Origin of the sequence: Pseudoalteromonas sp. G4, from assembly GCF_028875915.1 — a bacterium.
Taxonomy (GTDB): Bacteria; Pseudomonadota; Gammaproteobacteria; order Enterobacterales; family Alteromonadaceae; genus Pseudoalteromonas.
The window spans coordinates 34117-57351 of record NZ_JAPEHW010000010.1 but is presented as its reverse complement, the minus strand read 5'-3'; the positions used below and the strand labels follow the sequence as shown (position 1 = coordinate 57351).

Here is a 23235-nt window from a genome sequence, read left to right as displayed (position 1 = left end):
ATTTCAATTTGTTATGTTTTTATGGTTTTTGCTTATTGGATGATTGCAAGGTACGACTATGAATTCACAACACTAACTAAGGTACTTTCAACATCATCAATTGAAATGGGCTTAGATATATATTCATTCATACCAGCGTTAAGGCATTTTTCTTTATCGCCTTCCATTGCATTTGCTGTCATTGCGATGATGGTGGTGTTTTGATGAAGTTCACCGGCTTGCCCCTCACGAATAGCTTTTGTGGCTTGAAAACCATCCATTTCGGGCATTTGGATATCCATAAAAATAACGTCGAATGGCGTTTTTGCTTGTTTCAGTGTGGCAAGTGCTTCAAGGCCATTTTCAGCCAGCTCACATTGTTGGTTAAGCTTTGCTAATATGCCTTTAGCAACTAATTGATTTACTTTGTTATCTTCGACCAACAAAATATTTAATTTAGGTAAAACTAAGTCTTTTAAATTATTTTCTGGTGCACTCAATTCGTTAATATAATGCCTAGTTAGCAATGGCTTCGCTTGTTTCAGTGGTTCGCCATTGTCTACAATAATTTGCAGTGCAGCGAGTAAATCTGCGCTGGTGGCAGGTTTTGGGAAATACCCGCTAAAGCCAATATCTGCAAAATATTTGGCATCACCTTTATGTTGCATCGACGTCATCATAATCAGTTTAATATTGGCAAGCTTAGGGTCGGCTTGCATTTCTTTAGCAAGCATATCACCACTCATTTGTGGCATTTGCATATCGAGTATGGCTACATCAAATTCAATTGCTTCATCTATTTTGGTACGGCATAAGCTTAGTGCTTCTTGTGCACTGTTACATGAACTGACCTTTGCTCCCCAGTTTACAAGCTGCTTTGTCAGAATTTCACAGTTTGTTTGGTTATCATCAACTACCAAAATATTTAGGTTGTTTATAGAAGTTGTGGGCTGTAATAGCTTGTTTTGTTTAGCCTTAGTAACACGAACATCACAGATAAACTCACTGCCTTTATTTTGCTGGCTTATTAATGAAACATCACCATTCATGCGATTACACAGTTTTTTAACAATGGCTAAGCCAAGCCCTGTACCACCGTAATTACGTGTTGTTGAAGAGTCTTCTTGGCTAAATAGTTCAAACACCTGTTGTTGTTTATCTGCTGCGATGCCAATACCAGTATCTTTAACAGCGAGTTTAAGTCGCCAGTACTCTGTGCTTTCATTTTCAAGTAAAGCACTTATTACTATTTCGCCTTGGTGTGTAAATTTAATCGCATTGCCGATTAGATTGGAGAGAATTTGGCGAATGCGACTTGGGTCACCAATTATACTGTGTTCGCTTAAGCTTGATGTATCTAAAATCAGTTCAAGCCCTTTTTTCTCTGCACGCATGGCGAACAGTTCCGCTAATTCTGAAAGTAATAAATGTAAATCGAATTGAATATGTTCAAGTTCTAATTTATCCGCTTCAATTTTTGAGAAATCAAGAATGTCATTAATCAAATTGAGTAATGAATTTGCACTGTTTTTAGCAATCGAAACACGGTGATGTTGCTCATCGTCTAGTGGGCTATCATAAAGTAGATCCAACATGCCAATAACACCATTCATAGGGGTGCGAATTTCATGACTCATACTTGCTAAAAATTCATCTTTTGCGATAACAGCAGCCTCAGCTTCTACCTTGGCTTTTGTAAGTGCTAACTCATTTTCAACACGCTCTGTAATATCGTAGTTCACACCTATCATGTTCGATACTTTGCCAGTGTTATCAAGCTTGTTGAAAGCGGCGGCTTTGAGATAACGTGTTTTCCCCTCGGGTGTGATGATCCTAAATTCAGTATCAAACTTTGAATTGGTTTCGAGCGCATGTTCTAATGCTGCTACGGCTTTTGCTTTATCATCAGGGTGCAGGCCTTTTTCCCACGCTTCATACGCCCCCATAAAGTCAGTATGTTCAACACCATATAGTTTGAACATCCACTCATCCCATTTTAGATCTTGAGTTTGAACATTGTAATCCCAAATACCAATACCAGCGGAATCAGCAGCGAGCGCCATTCGCTCGTTTTTATCCTGAATTTCAATTTCGGCTTGTTTAGATTGGTGAATATCAAGGTGTGTACCTATCATTCGCTTCGGAGTGCCGTCAGCATGCCATTCTACAATTTTACCGGTGTCGAGTACCCATACCCAATCGCCGTTTTTATGCTTCATGCGGGTTTCACAACTGTAATGTTCCGCTTCGCCTTGCCAGTGTAGCTGGAGTTGTTGCTCTGCTTTTGCTAAATCTTCAGGATGCAGAAGACTCATCCAGGTATCAACTGAAGTCGGGGCTAATTCATCAAGTGTATAGCCAACCGTAGTTGCCCAGCGCTCATTAAATGTGGTTTTACCGCTTTCAACATCCCAATCCCAAATACCTACACTGGTTGATGCAAGTACAAACTGTAAGCGTTGGTTGGTGTCTTTTAGAGTGTTTTGCGCTGCTATCCGGTCGGTAATATCTTGGAATGAACCAAAAACGCGTAAACATTGGCCGTTTATGATTTCAGGTTGGGCACGTGCTGCAACCCAGATTTCGTTTCCTTTTGCGGTGATAAGCTCTAATTCTTCTTGGAAAGGCTTACCCTCTTCAATGGCCAAGCGCATTAACTCGGCAATTCGTTCGCGGTTTTCACCTTCTTTGTAATAATCAATAGCAGTCTCTACAACAGGCTCAAAGTCTTCGTCTACTTCATGAATGTGCTTTGTCATACTAGACCAGTAAAGCGTATTGTTAGGCACGTTATATTCCCAAGCACCAATTTGTGCCTGCTCACTCATTTCTTCCATTAATTGTTGCTGAGACAATAACTTTTCTTGCTGTTTAATGCGCATCATCTCAAACCCTATCCAGTGCGCAAATAAGCGAATTATTTCGAGATCGCTATTTGTAAATGGATGAGGAGATGTTTCTGGGCTGGAAAAGTTAAGCGTTCCAAAGCGTTTATTTTCAACAAAAATTGGGCAGCCAATGTAACTTTCTAAACCAAAGTTTTTATAGCAGGGGTGTGCTGCAATTTCGCTTTTTGCTACATGATTGTATGCTATTGCTTTATTGGCATTAAAAGTGTGAAAGCAGTAGGTGTTCTCAAATTCAAACTCTTGATTTGGTAAAATCTCATTGTTTGGACAAACGCTATAAAGCACTTTGTAGTTATCGTTAATTTCACTCACAATACCAAAAGGCAGCTGAAAAATGTCACAGCCAAGTTGTAGCATTGCGTTAATTTTATCGTCTAGTGAGCTTGTAAGGTTGCTGGTGATTTCATGAAGTCGTTTTAAGGCAAACTCAGCGTGTTTTTGCTCAGTAATATCATTTTGAATAATAATCGATTTTCTATTTTTTTCGTCATCACTGCGTAAGGGCACTATGGTGGTACTAAACCAGCAAACTTGGCCACTTTTTGCTTTATTACAGATCTCCCCATGCCACACTTTGTGATTTTTAAGCGCATCGGTTATTTCATTGTAATAGCTTTCATCATGGTAGTTACTACGTAATACCTGAGTGACTTGATTGATTAATTCACCTGGCTGGTAACCATAAAAGTGGCTGAACATTTTATTGTAATAAAGAATATTCGTATGTTGATCAACTTGGATTACGACAGAGTGTTTATTAAGTGCAAATTCAAAATCAGCGGCACGATTGCGTTCTATAAGTAATTTAGTATAGGTATCTGCCAACCAAGACTGAGCTGGTTTAAGAAGAATAAATGCAAGTCCAAGTAAACAAATTAACGCACCTAGCCAAGTGAGATAAATCAGCTCGTTGTGGGCTTGTTTGTCTTTTATCACAGCCTTTTCAAACAAGGTAACCACTAAGTGCAAATCGGCAAGTAGTTTGCTGCTATTTTCGACCTCAAATAATGCACGTTGCGATTCTGAAAGTGTTTGTTTTTGTGTAAGCAATAACGCGCTATTTATATACTCTTCAAGGCGCGAAGAAAGGAGCTTCTCGTTTTGATAAACCGCAGTGATTTCAATTTGAGATTGTTCATCAAAAAGGTTTAATTGCTGCATTAATTGCGTTTGGTTGTTACGTAATTTAGTTACAGCTTGTGCTAAAAGTTGGTGATGTGCTTGTTCATTATCATGGGCAAGAATATGCGTGGCTAACAGCGCAATACGTTGAGAAAGCATGCGTTGCTCACCAGCTTTGTTAATAATATTGGCGTAGCTTTCTTGTTGTTTTTGCTCTAGCGTAATGATGAAGAATGAGCACGAAATTAAAATCGCGATAGCAAAAAGCGCTAATTTATAGCGCTTGGAAAAACTCGATACTAGAGATTCCGTGCTTATCATATAATTTCCCGCTGCATTCTCTAACTAATTAGAGCTTTAAATATTGCACTTAAACTGAATTACCGCCACTCTAAAATGAGATAAAACAGTCGGTTAATTCAGTTTAATAGATTTAACGCTATTGCTCTATATTTAGCTCTTTTAATTTTCGTGTGAGCGTATTTCGCCCCCAACCAATTAATTGGGCGGCATCTTGCTTGTGGCCATTACTATGTTTTAATGCACTTTTAATAATTTGGCTTTCTATTTTATTTTGAATATCTGGCCAAATATTGTGTTTGCCTTGTTTTAGCTCGCTTTCAAACCAAGTTTGAAATTGTTGCTGCCAGTCTGAATCTTGGCTGCTTTCGCTATGCTTTTGCTGATCTGTGATTTCGTTTGGTAAGTCTTCAATGCTGATGAGTTGCCCTGGAGTCATTACGGTAAGCCAGCGGCAGGTGTTTTCTAACTGACGAACATTTCCTGGCCAAGCAAATCCCATCATTTTTTTAGCGGCTTCTTTAGAGAGTATTTTGCTGTCTACTTTGAGCTCTTTAGCACTTCTATCTAAGAAGTAATTAGCGAGTTGTTCGATGTCTTCACTTCGTTCTCGTAGAGGAGGCAATTTTAAACGCACCACATTTAAGCGGTGAAATAAATCTTCGCGGAATTTGCCTTCACGGGCGAGCTTTTCTAAGTCTTGGTGGGTAGCGGCAATAATACGTACATCGACCTTAATACTTTGGTGCCCTCCAACACGATAAAACTCACCATCAGCCAACACCCGTAAAAGACGTGTTTGCACATCAAGCGGCATATCGCCAATTTCATCGAGGAATAACGTACCACCGTTGGCTTGCTCGAAACGCCCTTTACGCACGCTATCGGCTCCGGTGAAAGCGCCTTTTTCATGACCAAATAGTTCAGATTCAACTAAATCTTTTGGAATTGCCGCCATATTGAGTGCGATAAAGGTTTTCTCACGGCGCGGGCTATGGTTGTGCAAGGCACCTGCGACAAGCTCTTTACCTGTACCTGATTCACCATTAATCAGTACGCTCATACTTGATGCGCTGAGTTTACCAATGGCGCGAAATACTTCCTGCATTGCAGGTGCTTCGCCAATAATATCAGGCGCTTTCTTTTCCATTTTACTGGGTTTGATTTTAACCCGAGTATTTGCTCGGCATGCGCTTTCAACAAGTGAAACAGCTTCATTTAAATCAAATGGCTTGGCTAAATATTCAAATGCCCCTTTTTGGAAAGCCTGTACAGCAGAATCGAGGTCTGAATGGGCCGTCATGATAATTACGGGTAATCCAGGGTTCTGCTCAACGATATTTTCAAGTAATGACATGCCATCTTGCCCTGGCATTCTAACATCAGAAATAAGCACTGTTGGTTGGTCGTATTCTAGTGCTGATGCTGCCGCTTCTGCGCTGGCGAATGATTCTGTACTAAAACCTGCACGTTTAAGGGCTTTTTCCAGTACAAAGCGAATCGAAGCATCATCATCAACTATCCAAACAGTTTTCATTCTGGCTTCTCCTTTGAAAGGGGTAAATAGATATTAAATTCGGTATGGCCAGGCCAACTATCGCATTCGATATAGCCCTTATGTTGGTCAATAAGGGTTTGAGCAATGGCAAGACCCAGGCCTGAACCGCCATCTTTATTTGTAACCATTGGAAAGAAAAGAGTTTCTTTCAATGAGTCATCGATACCAGGGCCGTTATCGATAATTTGAATTAGCAGAGCATTTTTAAATGCTTTGTTGTGCAGCCTAATATGATGTTTAACTCGAGTTTTAAGTGTAATAGTGCCAAGTTCAGCTAGTTTGTTAAGTGCATGCTGTGCATTTTTAACAATATTAAGTAGTACTTGCTGGATTTTGCCATTATCGATGTAAACATCGGGAATACTCGGGTCGTAATCTTTAATTAATTTAATTTTATGCTGGTTGTCGAGTAGGCTTAGTTTAATAACCGATTCCAGCGTTTGGTGAATATTGATCCATTCTTTTTTAGGCAATTGATTAGGCCCAAGTAGTCGGTCAACAAGCTCTGTTAGGCGATCGGCTTGTTCAATAATTAAGTTTGCACATTGTACGCGTTCTTGTTGGTCACTTTCGTACTGTAACAGCTGCGCTGCGCCTCGTATGCCACCCAGGGGGTTTTTAATCTCATGGGCGAGGCCGCGGATTAAATTTCGTGCTGCACTTTGTTGGTGCATCTGATGAGAGGCTTGATCATGCTTAAGTTCTTGGTTTAAAGAGCGGCATTCAAGCAACATTAAAAGTTGACTGTCCAATTCAATTCGACGTGCCGAAATACTGATTGTAGCGTGCCTACCGTCGTTAAAAACTACATTGGCGCGATGCTGAACACAGTCATTTCCGCTATCAAAGGTGTTTTCAATAATTCTTTTTAAATCAATGGAGTGGTAATGAAAGAGTTGCTCAAAATTAGTTGCAACAATGCGTTTGGTGCTAATACCAAATAATTCACTTGCACTGGTATTGGCATAATAAAGTTTAAACTTGCCATCAACCAACAAAACGCAACTTGTAAGGTGTTCTAGTAACTTAATATAGTTAGATATGTCTTTAAGCATCATTGCACCATTTTAGTGCGCTATTTTAACTAAAATCAATCGAAATTGAGACTTACTAGTAAAAAGCAAGAAGCGTTCCGTAATTCGCCGATAAGCTAGTTATTTTGCGATGCTACTGGCTCGGTGCATAAAGAAGGTAATTTGCTCGCTAGTTGCAACAGCTTCGCCTTTTTCATTAAAGAGTTGTGCTTGAATTGTATGTGCACCACGATCAACATTGCGCATTACAAAAACCGCTTTTGATTGTGGTGGGGTATTACGCTTACCGTTAAATAGTAGCTGAACTTTAAATTTGGGGTTGAAGCTTGGTGTTATGCGAGTGGAAACATGGAGTGAGCCGGTATTGTCTCGGATAGTGTCTTCATGGCTCGGTGAAACAATCTCGATACCATATTTAATGGCTTGTGTTTGCGAATCACTAGTATCAAAGACAGAGGTATCCGCCTTTTTCATACTGGTTACTTTATCATCCGCGAGCGAAATTACTTTTGCGCCAGGACGTTTAGTATCTGAAAAAACGAGCACACCGTTTTCATCACGCCACATGTAAATTTCTTTCGCGGCAATGTCTGCTACAGGCAGTAACAGTAGAAAAATTAATAGTGATAGCTGATAGCCTTTAAAAGCCACATCAAATCCTTGCTTATATATATTGTTTTTATTCTAGTACTGAACCGGAAAGTTCGCCTGTTACCAAGTAAAACTTGCTATAAAAACCATTAGCTAAACAATACGATAAGGCACAGGTAGTATAAATGTATAATATATATATTCGTTTTTCCACAAAAAAAGCCCGCAGAACGGGCTTAGGAACACACATTGAAACAATAAATTGAATCTGGAGGCGTGTAAAAATTACACGCTGTAGTACATTTCAAACTCAACTGGGTGAGTTGTACTATTTAATTTTTCTACTTCTTGACTCTTAAGATTGATGTACGCATCAATTAGGTCATCAGTGAATACACCACCTTGCGTTAAGAATTCACGGTCAGCATCTAGCGCAGCAAGTGCTTCGTCAAGTGAACCTGCAACAGTTGGGATTTCAGCAGCTTCTTCAGCTGGAAGATCGTATAGATCTTTATCCATTGCTTCACCTGGGTGAATCTTATTCTTAATACCGTCAAGGCCAGCCATTAACATTGCTGAGAATGCTAAGTATGGGTTAGCTGTTGGATCTGGGAAGCGAACTTCGATACGACGTGCTTTTGCAGATGGTACTACTGGAATACGGATTGATGCAGAGCGGTTACGTGCTGAGTAAGCAAGCATAACTGGAGCTTCAAAACCTGGTACTAAACGCTTGTATGAGTTAGTTGATGCATTCGCAAACGCGTTGATTGCGCGAGCATGCTTAATAATACCACCGATGTAGTAAAGTGCTTCTTCAGAAAGACCGCCGTACTTATCGCCTGCGAAGATGTTTTGACCATCTTTAGCTAGTGATTGGTGACAGTGCATACCTGAACCGTTATCACCTACAACTGGCTTAGGCATGAATGTAGCTGTTTTACCGTAAAGGTGTGCCATGTTGTGGATAACGTATTTCATTTCTTGAATTTCGTCTGCTTTAAGTACCATTGTATTAAAGCGAGTAGCAATCTCGTTTTGACCTGCAGTAGCTACTTCGTGGTGATGTGCTTCAACTACTTGGCCCATTTCCTCTAAAACAAGACACGTTGCTGAACGCCAATCTTGTGATGAATCAACTGGAGCAACTGGGAAGTAACCGCCTTTCACGCCAGGACGGTGACCTGAGTTACCACCTTCGTAATCTTTATCCGAATTCCAACACGCTTCTTCAGCATCGATTTTGTACATAGAACCAGACATGTCAGTTTTAAACTTAACATCGTCAAATAGGAAGAATTCTGGCTCTGGACCGAAAAGAATTGTGTCAGCGATACCTGTTGAACGCATGTACTCTTCAGCGCGCTTAGCAACAGAACGTGGGTCACGCTCGTAACCTTGAAGTGTTGAAGGCTCTACAACATCACAACGTACGATTAAAGTTGTTTCTTCAGCGAAAGGGTCAAGCTTAGCTGAGTCTGCGTCTGGCATTAATACCATGTCAGATTCGTTAATGCCTTTCCAACCAGCAATTGAAGAACCATCGAACATTTTACCATCTTCAAAGAAATCTTCGTCAGCTTGGTGATGAGGAATAGAAACGTGCTGCTCTTTACCTTTTGTGTCTGTGAAACGTAGGTCAACAAACTTAACGTCGTTTTCCTTAATAAATTGTAAAACCGTGTGTGACATATAGTCCTCCAACCGTGTGTTGTTTTTTAATTTTGAAATCGCTGTCTATAAAGCGGATTTTGTGCCAATTTTATAACTAGATGATTTTAAAGGTTTTTGGTGTTTTCGGCTTTGTCTTGCACCAATTTGATGCACCAAAAAGATCCCTGATCGCACCATAGTGGTGCGCGATAAAGTCTAGAAAATACGGCTAAAATCGCAAGGCCAAAATAGTTTTTTTAAAATAAACCATCAATGTGACAAAAATATCGCAAAAATCAGCTATTTTTATTCTGTCTAAACTTTCATCTGTCACAGTAATAGGGGATAATATGCCACTTTTTTGCAGGCGCAGACCCTTTTGAGGTCATCATTAAGATGACATAAAAGGTGTTTAGCTTAGATTTTTAGCGGGCTTTGGTAGGTATTGTGCTTATCAGATAATCCGTAGCTTTTATCCAGAGCACTAACTTGAGTAAAAATATGAGTATCGAAAAATTACGTAATATTGCGATTATCGCGCACGTTGACCACGGTAAAACAACACTAGTTGATAAGCTACTTGAGCAATCAGGTACATTAGAAACACGTGGCGGTAATGAAGAACGTGTAATGGATTCAAATGATATCGAGAAAGAGCGCGGTATTACAATCCTAGCTAAAAACACTGCAATCGAATGGAATGACTACCACATTAACATCGTAGACACTCCGGGACACGCCGACTTCGGTGGTGAAGTAGAACGTGTTCTTTCAATGGTTGATTCAGTATTACTACTTGTTGATGCGCAAGAAGGTCCGATGCCACAAACGCGTTTCGTAACGCAAAAAGCATTTGCATTAGGTCTTAAGCCTATCGTTGTTATCAACAAAATCGACAAGCCAGGCGCGCGCCCTGATTGGGTAATGGACCAAGTATTCGATCTTTTCGATAACTTAGGTGCAACTGATGACCAGCTAGACTTCCAAGTTATTTACGCGTCAGCAATCAATGGTTGGGCAACGTTAGATCTAGACGAGCCGTCAGACAACATGCAACCAATGTTTGAAGCAATTGTTGAACAAGTAGAAAAGCCTGATGCCGATCCTGAAGGCGCTTTCCAAATGCAAATTTCCCAGCTTGACTACAACTCATACATTGGTGTTATCGGTGTAGGTCGTATTAAGCGTGGTACGGTTAAAGTTAACCAACAAGTAACTGTTATTGGTGCGGATGGTTCTAAGCGTAACGGTAAAGTAGGTCAGGTGCTTACTTATTTAGGTCTTGATCGTCATGAAGCTCAAGAAGCGCAAGCTGGTGACATCATCGCAATTACAGGTTTGGGTGAGCTTAAAATCTCAGACACAGTATGTGATGTAAACCAAGTTGAAGCACTTCCAGCACTTTCTGTTGATGAACCAACAGTAACTATGACGTTCTCTGTAAACACGTCACCTTTCTCAGGTCAAGAAGGTAAGTTCGTTACTTCACGTAACATTCTTGAGCGTTTACAAGCTGAACTAGTTCACAACGTTGCACTACGTGTTGAAGAAACAGATAACCCAGATAGCTTCCGCGTATCAGGTCGTGGTGAGCTTCACTTAGGTATCTTAATCGAGAACATGCGTCGTGAAGGTTACGAGCTTGCAGTATCTCGTCCAGAAGTAATCCTTCGCGAAGTAGATGGTCAATTAGAAGAACCATACGAAACAGTAACCGTTGACGTTGAAGAAGAGCACCAAGGTTCTATCATGGAACAACTTGGTCTGCGTAAAGCTGAAATGACTGATATGGCACCAGATGGTAAAGGCCGTATTCGTATGGACTTCATCATGCCTTCACGTGGTTTAATCGGTTTCCAAACTGACTTTATGACACTAACGTCTGGTTCAGGTTTAATGTACCACACGTTCGATCACTACGGTCCTCACAAAGGCGGTAACATTGGTCAGCGTAAGAACGGTGTACTTATTGCTAACGCAACAGGTAAAGCGCTTACTAACGCACTATTCAACCTACAAGACCGCGGTAAACTATTCATCGGTCACGGTGTGGAAGTATACGAAGGTATGATCATTGGTATTCACGCGCGTGATAACGACCTTACAGTTAACGCGCTTAAAGGTAAGCAACTTACTAACGTTCGTGCATCAGGTACTGATGAAGCACAAAACCTTGTGCCACCAATCATTATGTCTCTTGAGCAAGCGCTTGAGTTTATCGATGATGATGAGCTAGTAGAAGTAACGCCTGAAAGCATCCGTATTCGTAAGAAACTTCTTACTGAAAGCGAGCGTAAGCGTGCTAGCCGCGAAGCGAAAAAGTAATTTTTGCAAATCGCTTAAATAAAAAAACCAGCCTAGGCTGGTTTTTTTATTTCTGGATTTTAAGCAGCTAAATTAGAGAAAGTCAGTTAATAGAATACCCACACCAAAGCGTTCAATGTGTTGGTTGTAATCAATTAAACTTTCGCCATAACCATTGTAATATTGCGCATAGCCACGTAAACGCCCCCATGCTGGGAAGGACCAATCAAGCTGCACAGCACCTTTGTTATCGGACTTTAAGTTGTTGCGTAACATGACAGTAAACTCATGCTCTTCATAGCGATATACACTGGCAAATTCAAAGTGCCCCATATATTCATGAATATCAGGGTTATCGTCACCGGTTGGATCTTCTGGGTTGCGTTTCTCTTCTTCTGGAATGCGATACCAAGGTTTAAAGCTAAAAACTAAACCATTATGCTCCCAAAACAGGTTGGCATAAATACGGTTCCAAGAACGTGAAAGGGGAATATTTCGCCCGTTTGATTGGTGTTCAAAGCCAATCGCAATACCCATTTCATCCCCCCACAAACGATTTTCATCATCGAGTAAATTCATCCAGAAAACTTCAGGTTGGTAGTTTGTTTCACGAAATGGCGATGAAATATCGTTATTATAAAGTTGCCAATAGGACTGCAACGTAAAGCCAAAATAAAAGGCTTGGTCAATATCAGACTTACTTTGGTATAAAGGCACTTTTAAAGACAGTTGAAACTTCGCTTCTAAATCATCAAGCGGTGCACCTTTTAAATTTGGATCGCGTGCTGCAGGCGTATTTTTAGGTCTATCCATATACGTAACGGGTAAAATGTAGTTTCGTTTGTGTGGAGTGATTACATTTGGATTATTTGTTGTGACCTTTTCCCGAATAACGCGTTTATCAATAGCAGACATTTTTTCCATATCGGCTATTTGAATACACTTTTTTTTCACTTCTGCGAGTGTCTGAGATTCATCGCCAGCCGCAAGTTCATTTAAGATACATTGTTTGGCTAATTGACTTTCGGAAGGTTCATCATTTGCAAAGACAAATAGGGGAGTCAGTGAGAGTAGTATGCTAGGAGCTAAAAGGCGCATTAATTTTATCCCTAAATTTAGTGGGCCTATATTATAACCAAAATCGAAACATAAAAAAGGCGGCATAAATGCCGCCTTGTGCCCCAAAGGGGACTTCTCACGCAACTGTTACAATTCAAAATAATTTGTGAAAAACTTATAAAGCTCAGTACCTTGATTTACACTGGCTGAGGCAAAATGCAAAATAGTGATAGCATCTTTATCTAGCGTAATGTGATTAAGCGGTTGCTCTGATAAATAGCGTTCCATACGTAAAATTTTGGCAATAGTATCGCCAGCCTTTATATGACTGCCTAACTCTGCGGTGTATTCAACCATGCCTCCCATAGGGGCGTAGAACGCTAGATAATCGTTTAAGTAACACGCATAGCGCGTAATTGGTTGTGGCTTAAACTGTGAGTCAAGTAAGGCTTCTTTATAGGTTAAATAGCTTAAGATGCTATTTGCATCGTTTTCAGCTTCGCTAAGATCAATTTTTTCTTGTGAACCAAGCTCCACGGTAAATGCTTCAACTAATACAGGGATCTCTCTACCAATTGATTTGTATGTTTCACTCAATTGCCACCATGGACAAAAGTTGGCTTCGTCCATTGCACCGTCAAACTCATTTGGAATCAGCAGTATGTGTTCAATATCAAAATAGCGCGCACTGTCTTTGGCATAGTCAGGGCAATATAAATGCTTAGCTGAGATTGGTCCTGTGTGTAGGTCGAGCACAATGTCTGCTTGGTGAGCTAACTTTTGTAGATTAAGCGCAATACGTTTACCGGTATTGAGGGTGTAACTTGGGCCATCTAAAATAGCAGCTGTTGCTGCAACCAAACGCTTTTTAAATTCGGTTTTAATGGTATCCACGCTGGCATCACTAAATTCAGCCACAAAATTTTCTACCAAATGTGTATGGTTTTGATACATACGATTCCAGTTGGTACCGGTAATTGGATCAAAACGGCCTAACGTAAATTCACCTGATTTCTGGTTGCAACCAATTGGGTTGGCATACGGTACTAAGGTAATACTTGATGCTAAGGTTTGTTGCTTTAATTTTTCAAGCAGTTGGTAAATAACGGCATTACCTTGTACTTCAGCGCCATGCATATTTGCTTGAATGTAAACACTTGGCCCAGTGCCATTGCCTGTAAGGCGATAAACCGGAATAGTCAGTGGTAAGCCGTTAGCAATTTCACCAACTTGAATGTTTTCTTGGGTAATTTGGTTCATGGTTATCTCAAGTAATAATCAGCGCTTTCAGCACGTCTAACACAGCTTATTTGCCCTTGTTTAACAGTGTATTCAGCAGGTAATTCATGGCATAAAAAGTACGGCATACTTTCAGTAAAACCATATGCTCCGCACTGTGAGAAAATCAGCCAGTCAGTTTCATTGATATCTGCAGCAAGCGAAAACTCACCTAAACTATCAAGCGCAGTACACAGTGGTCCGTGCACTAAAAACGACTTAGTTTCAGCATTTGACTGGCGAAGTAATTCTGCTGGGAAGGCTTGATTAGTGACTGCAGGGCGTAAAATGTGATTAATACCGCCTGCAACAATCAGTTGATTCGCGCCATAGTTTTGTTTTTGCTCAACGACAGGGTTGGCATAAAAACCAACTTCACCTACAGCATAACGGCCGAGTTCCATCCAAAGTTCATCACAACCAACTGCCTGCTTGATGTTATCAAGAGCATCTAATAATTGCGGCCACACTAAACGCTCTGCTTGTTCGGTATACGGGATGCCTAAGCCTCCGCCTAAATCCAAAATACGTAATTTAAAACCAAGCTGAGCACTTAACGTTTGAAGTGGTGCAATCATGGCGCGCCATAGCTCGGCAAGTTTGTCACTGCTTAACATATTGCCCCACTGGAAAATATGTAAACCGGCAAAATCGAGCGCAGGGAAGTCTGAAATATTAAGTGAAGCCCAATCATCACAGCCAAGCCCAAACGGTGTTAAGCTGTCGCCACCAAGTGGGTTTTTTTCACTGTCTGGCCAGCGCAATTGAACACGCAATAATATGCGAAGCCTAATATCATGCTCGCTTGCTGCTTGGTTTAACCAAACCACTTGATTATGACTTTCGGCAACAAAGGTGCGAACACCTTTGTTTAGAAAGTGTTGGATCTGCTTTTTAGATTTGGCAGGTCCAGTGTTGAGCACACGTTTAGCATCAATACCCTGAGCGAGCACCTGATTGAGTTCGCCACTACTGGCGACATCAAAGTCAAAGCCGCATTTATCTAACGTTTGAATAATATCTGATAGCGGGTTAGCTTTAACGGCATACCATAGTTTCACCACATTTTGTGATGTTAAGGTGGTTAAATGCGCAGCCAGTTTATCGAGATCATAAACGTAGAACGGAGTATCGTTTTGCTGGCATAGTTCAGCCAGCACTTGACGCTGTTGTGTGCTCAAGAAGCTCATTAACGTAAAGCCTCTTCCAATTCTAATGATGCATCGCTTTGTTCATCACGATATTTAACAATAAGCGCACAAGACATGCTTAAACCTTGCTCGCGACCCCACTGGTTAGATGCTGGACGAGAACCCGGAATAACAATCGCGTTTTCAGGAATAGGCTCGCCTTTCTCTAATACGCGCTCATTAACACAGTCATACACAGGGATCGTTGCTGACAGGCGAACACCTGGAGCAAGTACTGCACCTTTTTTAACTACAACGCCTTCAACAATTACACAGCCAGCACCAATAAATGCATCGTCTTCAATAACAACTGGGCTTGCGCCAACAGGTTCTAATACGCCGCCAATTTGTACCGCTGCACTTAAATGTACGTTTTTACCAATTTGTGCACATGAGCCAACTAATGCATGACTATCTACCATGGTACCTGTGTCGATGTAAGCACCAATATTAACGTACGCTGGTGGCATGATTACTGTGCCACTTGCAACATAAGCACCTGGGCGAACACTCGTACCACCTGGCACCATACGTACACCTTCTTCAGCAGAAAAACCACGTACTGCAAGGTTATCTTTATCTACAAATCCACCTGGGAATTCGGTGTTAGTACCATTTTTAAAAACGTCTAAAATGCCTTTTTTAACTTCTACATTTGCGTGCCAGTTACCATTTTCATCTTGGTTTGCTGCACGTACAGAGCCATTTTCTAGGTTTTTTAATAGTTCTTGCCAGTTCATAGTACTTCTCTCTTAATTCCAGGATAATATTTTTTGATTCGCAGCGAGAATTGCCGCAGGTGATTCCAGCTCATGGTGAGTAAGCGGTGGACGTAAATTAGGGGTATTGAGTTTGCCTTGTTGATGCATTAGCACTTTTACAGGCACAGGATTAGCCACTTCAAATAAGCTATTTACAGCCTCGCTCCATGTAGTAAATAAGTTTGGCGTACCAGACAGCGATCTGCGAACAAACTCAGCGGTTTGTTTAGGCCATGCGTTTGCCGCAACTGATACTAAGCCTTTGGCGCCTGCTTGGGCAAAATAAGGCATTAAGGCATCATCGCCACTGTAAATAGCAACATTTGGATTGCTGGTTCTAAAGACTTCGAACTTGCTAATATCACCACTGGCTTCTTTTAATGCCCAAAGATTTTCGTGATGACTGAGTGCTGAAAGCAATTCAGGCGCAAGTGCAACGGCGCTGCGACCTGGCACGTTATAAAGCATGCATGGCAGTTCAGTTGCACTAAGTAATGCATCAAACCATTGTATTTGCCCTTTTAATCCCGGCTTTGCGTATAGCGGTGAGCCCAATAAAAGCGCATCAATAGGGTGTTGATTACAAAAGTCTAACCATGCAAGTTGCTCAGGCAGGTTGATACCACCAACCGCAACCATTAAAGGGACGTTTGGTGATAAATCGCAAACAAAACTGACAACAGCTTGTTGCTCTGAAGTGGTTAATGCTAAGCCTTCACCAGTGCTGCCGAGTAATAAAATGCCATTGTTAGCATCTTGCTGCTCGTTAACGAGTTTAGCTAAGTTATCAAAATCAATCTCACCATTTTCATTAAACGGTGTGACTAATGCAGTCCACAGTGGGTACTGCGCTAAATTAAATTGTGATTTCATCTCTAGCGAACTTAGTGTGTGTTCGGAGATAGGCTAAGGGAAGGCTCAGTCCACTTCGAACAACTAAAAATTCGAAGAGCAATGGACTTAAAAAATAGATAAGGCAAATGGCCTTATTTTTCTAAGACCAGAAGCTCTCCACCAAACTTATTTACTTGTAATCAAGTAATTGGTGACAGTCGCTGGGATTCAGCCCAGACGCCCGAGAGTTAGAGTTAGCAAAAACAATACTCTCTCGGCGTTAATTCCCCTCGTTCAGAGTCTTAGGAGTTTGCTCTCCTCAACTGAACTACCTGAATAACGCACCTCTTCCAGCCCTTGAGCAAGCAGCTTTTGGTAAGCTGATTACTATAAATAGGGTGATTGAGCGGCAATTGAAACATTTTGGACGTCTAAATGTCAATAAAATTTATTTTTGCTCGCTGCAATCCACTTATGTTTAATGGTATAACTACCGCTAATTGTCTCTAATTAAAATAAAAAATCGTTTGTTGTGAGAAAGTTAGGATTATTGTTTTTTGTCTTGTTTTGCGTGCCATCGTTTGCGACGGTAAAGAAAGCTTATGAAGAGTCGTTTGCATCGTCTGTGGTGCTCAGTGATTCAGACGTGGTGCGATTTGGTTTTGGTAACTTTGATCCTGTTAATATCTTAGAGCAGCTTGGTGATGATAATAATGATCAAAGCTTAGATTTACGTAAGCAGTTACAGGTTTTTGCCCTTCCGTACACATATCAATTAGATGAAAAGTCTCGTATCAATACCCATTTTTCTTATATCTCACAATCGCAAGAAGTGTTGTTTGATAATTTAATTATCCCTGATGATAGCCATGATCAAATTTTTACTGCATACGGTGATTACGAAAGCGAACTTTATCGCTATGAAAATTGGTTATTAGAGTGGAATGCCGGTGCTCACATAATGCATTACGACAATATTCATGATTATAAAAGCCCTGAAAGCCGCGCTATAAAATCAGAAGTGGAAGGAATTTATTTTAATACCACAGCTAATTCTTTGTTAGCGGATTTTGGTTTAACGCTGAGCAGAAAAAAAGAGAGTCGCTGGGGACATTGGCTCGTTAAATCAAGTTATAACCATTTCTTTGGTAAAGGATTTGGCGGTGATGAGCCAACACGAGAAGCAACGCCGTCAGGTTGGTATTTTGCAAATAGTGTGCGTGCTACTGTCAAGTTAGATCAAAAACTAAAACACACGGAATCGATATATTTGAAATTCCAACGCGTTGATTTAGGCGGTGATGCGCGAAGTGCTTTTAGCACAGGTCATTACTATGAATATGGAGGCGGTTTGCTTATCGATACACGGCCTTGGACATCATGGTTTGACAATATTGGCATTGGCTTGCATTACAACGAAGGCAGTGTGCTTAGCGGTGGCAGCATTGTAATTTACTTCAATGAAGAGTAACGTATTGATAATTATTTACCTAAAAGGATTTAAGTATGATTGCCTTTTCACTTCTTGTGTTTTCAACTAGCGCGTTAAGTGCAGCTGAGATTAATCCTGTAATCAATAAAACTGAGCAGCTACATTTAAATACCATCGTTAATGCTGAGGCGATTAAACGTGTGCCACCAAAATACCCAATTAGTGCTGCTAAAGAGGGTAAAGAAGGGTGGGTACAATTGAGTTTTGTAGTTGAGCCTGATGGCACAACATCTAATGTGATTGTGGAAAATTCATCTAACCCAGTATTTGAGTCATACGCACTTAAATCCATTAAAAAATGGCAATATTCACCTGCAACAATGGACGGTAAAGCGATTCAACAATGCCGCAACCAAGTGCAAATTGATTTTTCACTTGGCGGGGCGTCTAAAGGTGTGTCAAAGAAGTTTGTAAAACACTACAAATTGGCAAATCGTTATTTGGAAGATAATAACATTGTTGAAGCGCAAAAAATAATGGCGAAAATAGAAAAAAAAGGACGCTGGAATGCCTATGAAGATATGTATTATGCGATTCTTAATTCGTTAATTGCGGAACAAAAAAAGGACACTGAAGCTGAGCTTAATGCCATTAAAAGCGCTCTGAGACACCGTGAATTACAAAAAGAAACGCAGTACAGTGCGTTTGCAGCACGAGCGTTTAGTTTAGCTGTTGAGCGTCAGCTTTATGGTGATGCAAAGTCGATATTTGAAAACTTGCAAACGCATTATTCTGACAACCCGAATGTAGCGAAATTAACACCTTACTACGAACAAATAACCGCTTATTTAGCCAGTGATAAGCCATTAGTGATTGATGCAGAAATAGGTGAGCGCGATTTTTGGCGTTATCAGTTAGAGCGCAGTGGTTTTGTGATTGATAATGTCAGTGGCAATCTAACTAACCTTGAAATTCGTTGCGATAATTATCATTCCCAATTTTTGGTTGAGTCAGGCAATAAGTGGCAAATTCCTGAGTCTTGGGGCAGATGTTCGGTTTATGTTTTTGGTGATGCAAACGCCAAATTTAGATTGGCAGATGTTCACCATGATGAACAAAAAATCTAAACAAATTAAAAAGGCGCTCTAAGCGCCTTTTTAATGTTCAGTTTTGGGTGATTATTTACGAACCTTGATATCGCCTACACCCACTTCCGCTTCAATGCTGTGTTCACCGTTACCTCTGTAACGTGTTTCTGAACTAACAATGTTGCGAGAGCTTTCTAAATCACCGCTAAAGCCTTTAATGCTTGTATCACCAACACCAGTTGATAATTCGATGCGTTTAAAGTCATCAAGTACGGTATCAATACGAATTGAACCTACACCTACTTCAGCTTCTACTGAGTTTTCAAGTTTCTCAATTTCAATGCTGCCAACACCCACTTCAATATCAATGGCTGCTGATTTTGGCACTTTAATTACCCACTCTTGGTTTAGGTTATCTTCATCAATTTCTAATGAAATGCGATTATCACGAACACGTTTGCTTAGCTCAATGTTTGATACATCGCGATTTTTTGAAAACCAACCTTCGTCTTTACCTTCGATTTCAATTTCAATGCTAAGCTCATTGCTATCAACAGTGATGATTTCAATACTGCCAACCGGGAAATTGATTTCTAGGTTTTGACCTTGTGTCATAGTAAGTGTTTCGGTAATGCGTTTTTCGTCAGCGGCATAAAGATTAGTTGAAATGCTTGCTGCGATTAAAGTCATTGCTAACGCTAATTTTTTCATAGTTTGTATTCCTTTTGATGACTGCGCTTTAATCAGTTTTATCTGTTAGTTATTTAGTAAGTCGCAACCATCGTTTAAAAAGGTTTAAAAAATTATTTATTTTTTTTCGAAAGTTTAAAACCTTCTTTTTTAAGTAGCTCTAATAAGCCTTCTGGGCCGTGTAAATGCAAGGCGCCAACAGCAATAAAATGCGGCTCTTTAGTAAGTTTTGATTTTAGTTGCTTCACCCAGTCTTTATTACGATTGGTTAGTAGTACTTTTTCAGTTAAGGCGCTATAGCTGTCGCCTGTAAAGGTTTCGCGGTAATAACTCTCAAGGGCTGCATCATCTCCGCGCTTCCAGCTGCCTATTAAACGATTAAAGTATTTATCCATATCCGCTAGTTCTTTCAAACCGTCTTCAATCATTTTGTTGTTGTGTTTGTTAAAGCTTTTAAACATGCCCATTTGTTGCTCTAGGGTTTCTAATTGCATTATTGGGATTTGTAAACGCTGAGCAACATTCATTACTTGCTTATCAATACCATAGGTATCTTGGTAACCTGCTTTTTGATATTCCATTAAGGTAATTTGTAACATTACAGCAAAGGGTTGCATTGGCTGGAATAATTCCATGCTTAAACCTTGCTTGGTCAGGTAGTTACTTAGGGCTTTGTAATTTTTAGCTGATATTTCAGATTTCAGGGTTTTGCCTGAAGGTAACATCATGTAGCTAATCATGATTTGTTGTTGCTCAAGGGGATTTATTTTAGATAAATCGACTTCAACAACGAGCTTTTCGGTTTTTTCAATTGCCTTTTTTACATAGCTCGGCAGGCCTGCCATTTGTTGATCTCCAAGGTGAACGGTGCCTAGTAAGTAAGATGTCACACCATTTTTTTCGACTTGCCAAAGCGAGGGGGTAATTTTGCTATTAGCAAAAACTGGTTGAGCAAAGCTGAGTAAAAAGAAAGGTAATAAAAGGATTTTGAGTAGTAAGAAAAATCGCATTGCGGATCCTTGCTGTGAGCTTTTAATTTTAATAAGCAGTGTACTTGATAGCACAATATTAGTCTTTGCTTATTTTTTAACAAAAAAGTTATAAGCTTTGCAAAATTAAACTGATATTCAAATAAGTATCGTACTTCGCATACATAATCTTGAAAATTGTATAAAATGGATTTTTTATCTAATAAAGGTGTTTTTGGTTGTTTATTTTGATTTTAAATGGTTTTTCTTAATTTAAATTTGCATAGATTTCTTGATTGACTTTTTGGTCCATAAACGATACTAATAAAAAAGAAGCCAAGCACGAGGGTGTTTGGCTATTTTTGTAAAGAATTTATGGTTGCTTAAACACATGTTTAAAACAGTAAACGTACTAGTCCTAATTATTAACGTGGTGATTATTATTACCGCGGGGGCTTCGTAGTGCTGTAGCAAAAGTTAAGCATTGAGAGAGCCCCCGAACTGAAAAGTCCGGGGGCTTTTTTTTGGCAGTAAGAAAATGAGCAATTAGTAAACATCACAGGGTAGAGAAAATGACAGGTGCAGAGTTAACAATCGATTTATTAGCCAAACATGGCGTGAAAGAGGTATTTGGTTACCCTGGTGGTGCCATTATGCCGATTTACGATGCTTTGTACGGCTCGCCTGTTAAACACTATCTTACCCGTCATGAACAAGGCGCGGGTTTTGCTGCTGTAGGTTATGCCAGAAGCACAGGTAAATTAGGGGTTTGTTTTGCAACTTCAGGCCCAGGTGCAACAAACCTTATCACTGCGCTTGCTGATGCCATGATGGACTCTGTGCCGCTACTTGCAATTACAGGACAAGTACCTACAGCAGCAATTGGCTCAGATGCCTTCCAAGAAGTTGATGTACTCGGTATGTCATTAAGCTGTACTAAGCACAGCTACATGGTAGAACGTGCCGAAGATTTAGCAGAGATACTTCAAGAAGCAATGCACTTGGCACAGTCAGGTCGCCCAGGTCCAGTGCTTGTTGATATTCCAAAAGATATTCAAATGGGCGCGGTGACTTATCAACCATGGTTAGCTGCTGACGATTACAAACCTGAATTTAAACAGTCAGAACTCGCCAAAGCCAATGAGTTACTAAGCCAAGCGAAGAAGCCATTGGCATATATTGGTGGTGGTGTGCAAATGGCTGATGCGCAAGATGAGCTTATGCAATTCTTAAAAACGACCAATATGCCTGCGGTAAGCACATTGAAAGCGCTTGGTTCAGTGAAACCAGATTATCCATATGATTTAGGCATGCTAGGAATGCACGGCGGTCAAGCTGCCAACTTAGCTGTGCAAGAGTGTGATTTGTTAGTGTGCATTGGTGCGCGTTTTGACGACCGTGTAACAGGTAACCTTGCTAAATTTGCCAGCAAGGCTAAGGTTATCCATTTAGATGTGGATGCTGCTGAGGTGGGTAAGCGTAAACCGGTTAACGCCTCACTTGTTGCTGATTTAAAAGATTCACTACCGCATTTAGCAACACATAAAACTAACCCTGAGTGGCTGGCGCATATCAGTAACATGCAGCAGCAACATGCATGGCGCTATGATTACCCTGGTGAGAAAGTATATGCACCCTATTTACTAAACCGTTTAAGTCAGCTAATGCCAAATAATGGCGTGGTGTGCTGTGATGTTGGTCAGCACCAGATGTGGGTGGCGCAACACATGAAGTTTTCGCACCCTAGCAATCACTTAAGCAGCGGTGGTGCAGGCACCATGGGCTTTGGTTTACCTGCGGCAATTGGTGCGCAAATAGCACGTCCTAACGATTTTGTACTAACGGTTTCTGGCGATGGTTCAATCATGATGAACATTCAAGAGCTAGCCACAATTCGCCGTAACAATTTACCCGTTAAGTTACTTATTTTAGATAACCAGCGTTTAGGTATGGTAAGGCAATGGCAGCAACTTTTCTTTGATGGTCGCTACAGTGAAACAAACCTGTCAGATAATCCTGATTTCGTTCAATTGGCTGCTGTTTTTGGTATTCCAGGTGAAACAATCACACATGCAAATCAGGTGGATGCTGCAATAGACAAACTAGTGGCAAGTGAAGGGCCTTATATTCTTCACGCATGTATAGATGATAAAGAAAACGTTTGGCCATTAGTTCCGCCAGGCGCCGCAAACGATCAAATGCTAACTGAGGTGGCAAAATGAAGCACAACTTATCAATAGAAGTGAAACAACAAAGCATTGCATTGGAAAGATTTTTACGTGTAACACGTCACCGCGGGTTTAATTTAACCTCAATGAATATTGAGAGTAGCGAAGAAAAGTATATTGTAAATATGATGGTAGATAGTGACCGACCTATTTATTTATTAACACAACAATTAAAAAAGTTAGTTGAAGTGAACCAAGTTGAAATACTGGATACGCGCACACTAGCAGCAACTAACTAATTACTATTTATAAAGGTT

General features: G+C 40.4%; 17 protein-coding genes and 1 riboswitch. Of the genes, 5 read left to right on the top strand and 12 right to left on the bottom strand.

Going from position 1 to position 23235, the window contains the following annotated elements:
• Positions 1-56: 56 nt before the first annotated feature.
• The 5 genes from ON073_RS05695 to glnA all read right to left on the bottom strand — a co-directional run bounded on the left by ON073_RS05695 (position 57) and on the right by glnA (position 9185).
• Complete coding sequence (locus tag ON073_RS05695) at positions 57-4331, bottom strand: PAS domain-containing protein (RefSeq protein WP_274760902.1); 4275 nt, start codon at positions 4329-4331, stop codon at positions 57-59.
• 118 nt (positions 4332-4449) lie between these two features.
• Positions 4450-5847 (bottom strand): nitrogen regulation protein NR(I), encoded by a 1398-nt coding sequence (gene glnG, locus ON073_RS05690; RefSeq protein WP_274760901.1) that lies wholly within the window; start codon positions 5845-5847, stop codon positions 4450-4452.
• Complete coding sequence (gene glnL, locus ON073_RS05685; RefSeq protein WP_274760919.1) at positions 5844-6923, bottom strand: nitrogen regulation protein NR(II); 1080 nt, start codon at positions 6921-6923, stop codon at positions 5844-5846. The genes glnG and glnL overlap by 4 nt, the downstream gene beginning before the upstream one ends.
• Positions 6924-7022: 99 nt before the next feature.
• Positions 7023-7553 carry a DUF4124 domain-containing protein gene (locus ON073_RS05680; RefSeq protein WP_274760900.1) on the bottom strand — a complete coding sequence of 177 codons (531 nt, stop codon included), beginning with the start codon at positions 7551-7553 and terminating at the stop codon, positions 7023-7025.
• Between the two features lie 225 nt (positions 7554-7778).
• Positions 7779-9185, bottom strand: a complete 1407-nt coding sequence (glnA, locus tag ON073_RS05675) for a glutamate--ammonia ligase (protein ID WP_274760899.1) — start codon at positions 9183-9185, stop codon at positions 7779-7781.
• A 462-nt stretch (positions 9186-9647) separates the two neighbouring features.
• On the opposite strand from glnA, the gene typA reads away from it, so the two are divergent.
• Complete coding sequence (gene typA, locus ON073_RS05670; RefSeq protein ID WP_274760898.1) at positions 9648-11471, top strand: translational GTPase TypA; 1824 nt, start codon at positions 9648-9650, stop codon at positions 11469-11471.
• 72 nt (positions 11472-11543) lie between these two features.
• On the opposite strand, the gene ON073_RS05665 is transcribed toward typA, so the two are convergent.
• The 5 genes from ON073_RS05665 to dapA form a co-directional block, all read right to left on the bottom strand.
• Complete coding sequence (locus tag ON073_RS05665) at positions 11544-12548, bottom strand: phospholipase A (protein ID WP_274760897.1); 1005 nt, start codon at positions 12546-12548, stop codon at positions 11544-11546.
• Positions 12549-12656: 108 nt separating this feature from the next.
• Positions 12657-13769 (bottom strand): succinylglutamate desuccinylase/aspartoacylase family protein, encoded by a 1113-nt coding sequence (locus ON073_RS05660; protein ID WP_274760896.1) that lies wholly within the window; start codon positions 13767-13769, stop codon positions 12657-12659.
• A 2-nt stretch (positions 13770-13771) separates the two neighbouring features.
• Complete coding sequence (locus ON073_RS05655; protein ID WP_274760895.1) at positions 13772-14977, bottom strand: PLP-dependent decarboxylase; 1206 nt, start codon at positions 14975-14977, stop codon at positions 13772-13774.
• Complete coding sequence (locus tag ON073_RS05650) at positions 14977-15717, bottom strand: 2,3,4,5-tetrahydropyridine-2,6-dicarboxylate N-succinyltransferase (protein WP_274760894.1); 741 nt, start codon at positions 15715-15717, stop codon at positions 14977-14979. The genes ON073_RS05655 and ON073_RS05650 overlap by 1 nt, the downstream gene beginning before the upstream one ends.
• A 12-nt stretch (positions 15718-15729) precedes the next feature.
• A complete protein-coding gene (dapA, locus tag ON073_RS05645; protein WP_274760893.1) occupies positions 15730-16611 on the bottom strand; it encodes a 4-hydroxy-tetrahydrodipicolinate synthase in 882 nt (293 codons plus the stop codon).
• Between the two features lie 123 nt (positions 16612-16734).
• Positions 16735-16930: riboswitch (Lysine riboswitch) on the bottom strand.
• Positions 16931-17104: 174 nt separating this feature from the next.
• Between dapA and ON073_RS05640 the strand changes: the two genes are divergently transcribed.
• Positions 17105-18043 (top strand): Solitary outer membrane autotransporter beta-barrel domain, encoded by a 939-nt coding sequence (locus ON073_RS05640; protein ID WP_274760892.1) that lies wholly within the window; start codon positions 17105-17107, stop codon positions 18041-18043.
• A 35-nt stretch (positions 18044-18078) separates the two neighbouring features.
• Entirely contained in the window at positions 18079-19131 is a 1053-nt protein-coding gene (locus tag ON073_RS05635; RefSeq protein ID WP_274760891.1) for an energy transducer TonB, read from the top strand.
• A 51-nt stretch (positions 19132-19182) separates the two neighbouring features.
• Here the strand turns inward: ON073_RS05635 and ON073_RS05630 are convergent, their stop codons facing one another.
• Together ON073_RS05630 and ON073_RS05625 are read right to left on the bottom strand one after the other, a co-directional pair.
• Positions 19183-19803 (bottom strand): hypothetical protein, encoded by a 621-nt coding sequence (locus ON073_RS05630; protein WP_274760890.1) that lies wholly within the window; start codon positions 19801-19803, stop codon positions 19183-19185.
• Between the two features lie 92 nt (positions 19804-19895).
• Positions 19896-20792, bottom strand: a complete 897-nt coding sequence (locus tag ON073_RS05625; RefSeq protein ID WP_274760889.1) for a TraB/GumN family protein — start codon at positions 20790-20792, stop codon at positions 19896-19898.
• 530 nt (positions 20793-21322) lie between these two features.
• Between ON073_RS05625 and ilvG the strand changes: the two genes are divergently transcribed.
• Positions 21323-22972, top strand: a complete 1650-nt coding sequence (gene ilvG / locus ON073_RS05620; protein ID WP_274760888.1) for an acetolactate synthase 2 catalytic subunit — start codon at positions 21323-21325, stop codon at positions 22970-22972.
• Complete coding sequence (gene ilvM / locus ON073_RS05615; RefSeq protein ID WP_274760887.1) at positions 22969-23217, top strand: acetolactate synthase 2 small subunit; 249 nt, start codon at positions 22969-22971, stop codon at positions 23215-23217. The genes ilvG and ilvM overlap by 4 nt, the downstream gene beginning before the upstream one ends.
• Positions 23218-23235 lie beyond the last annotated feature (18 nt).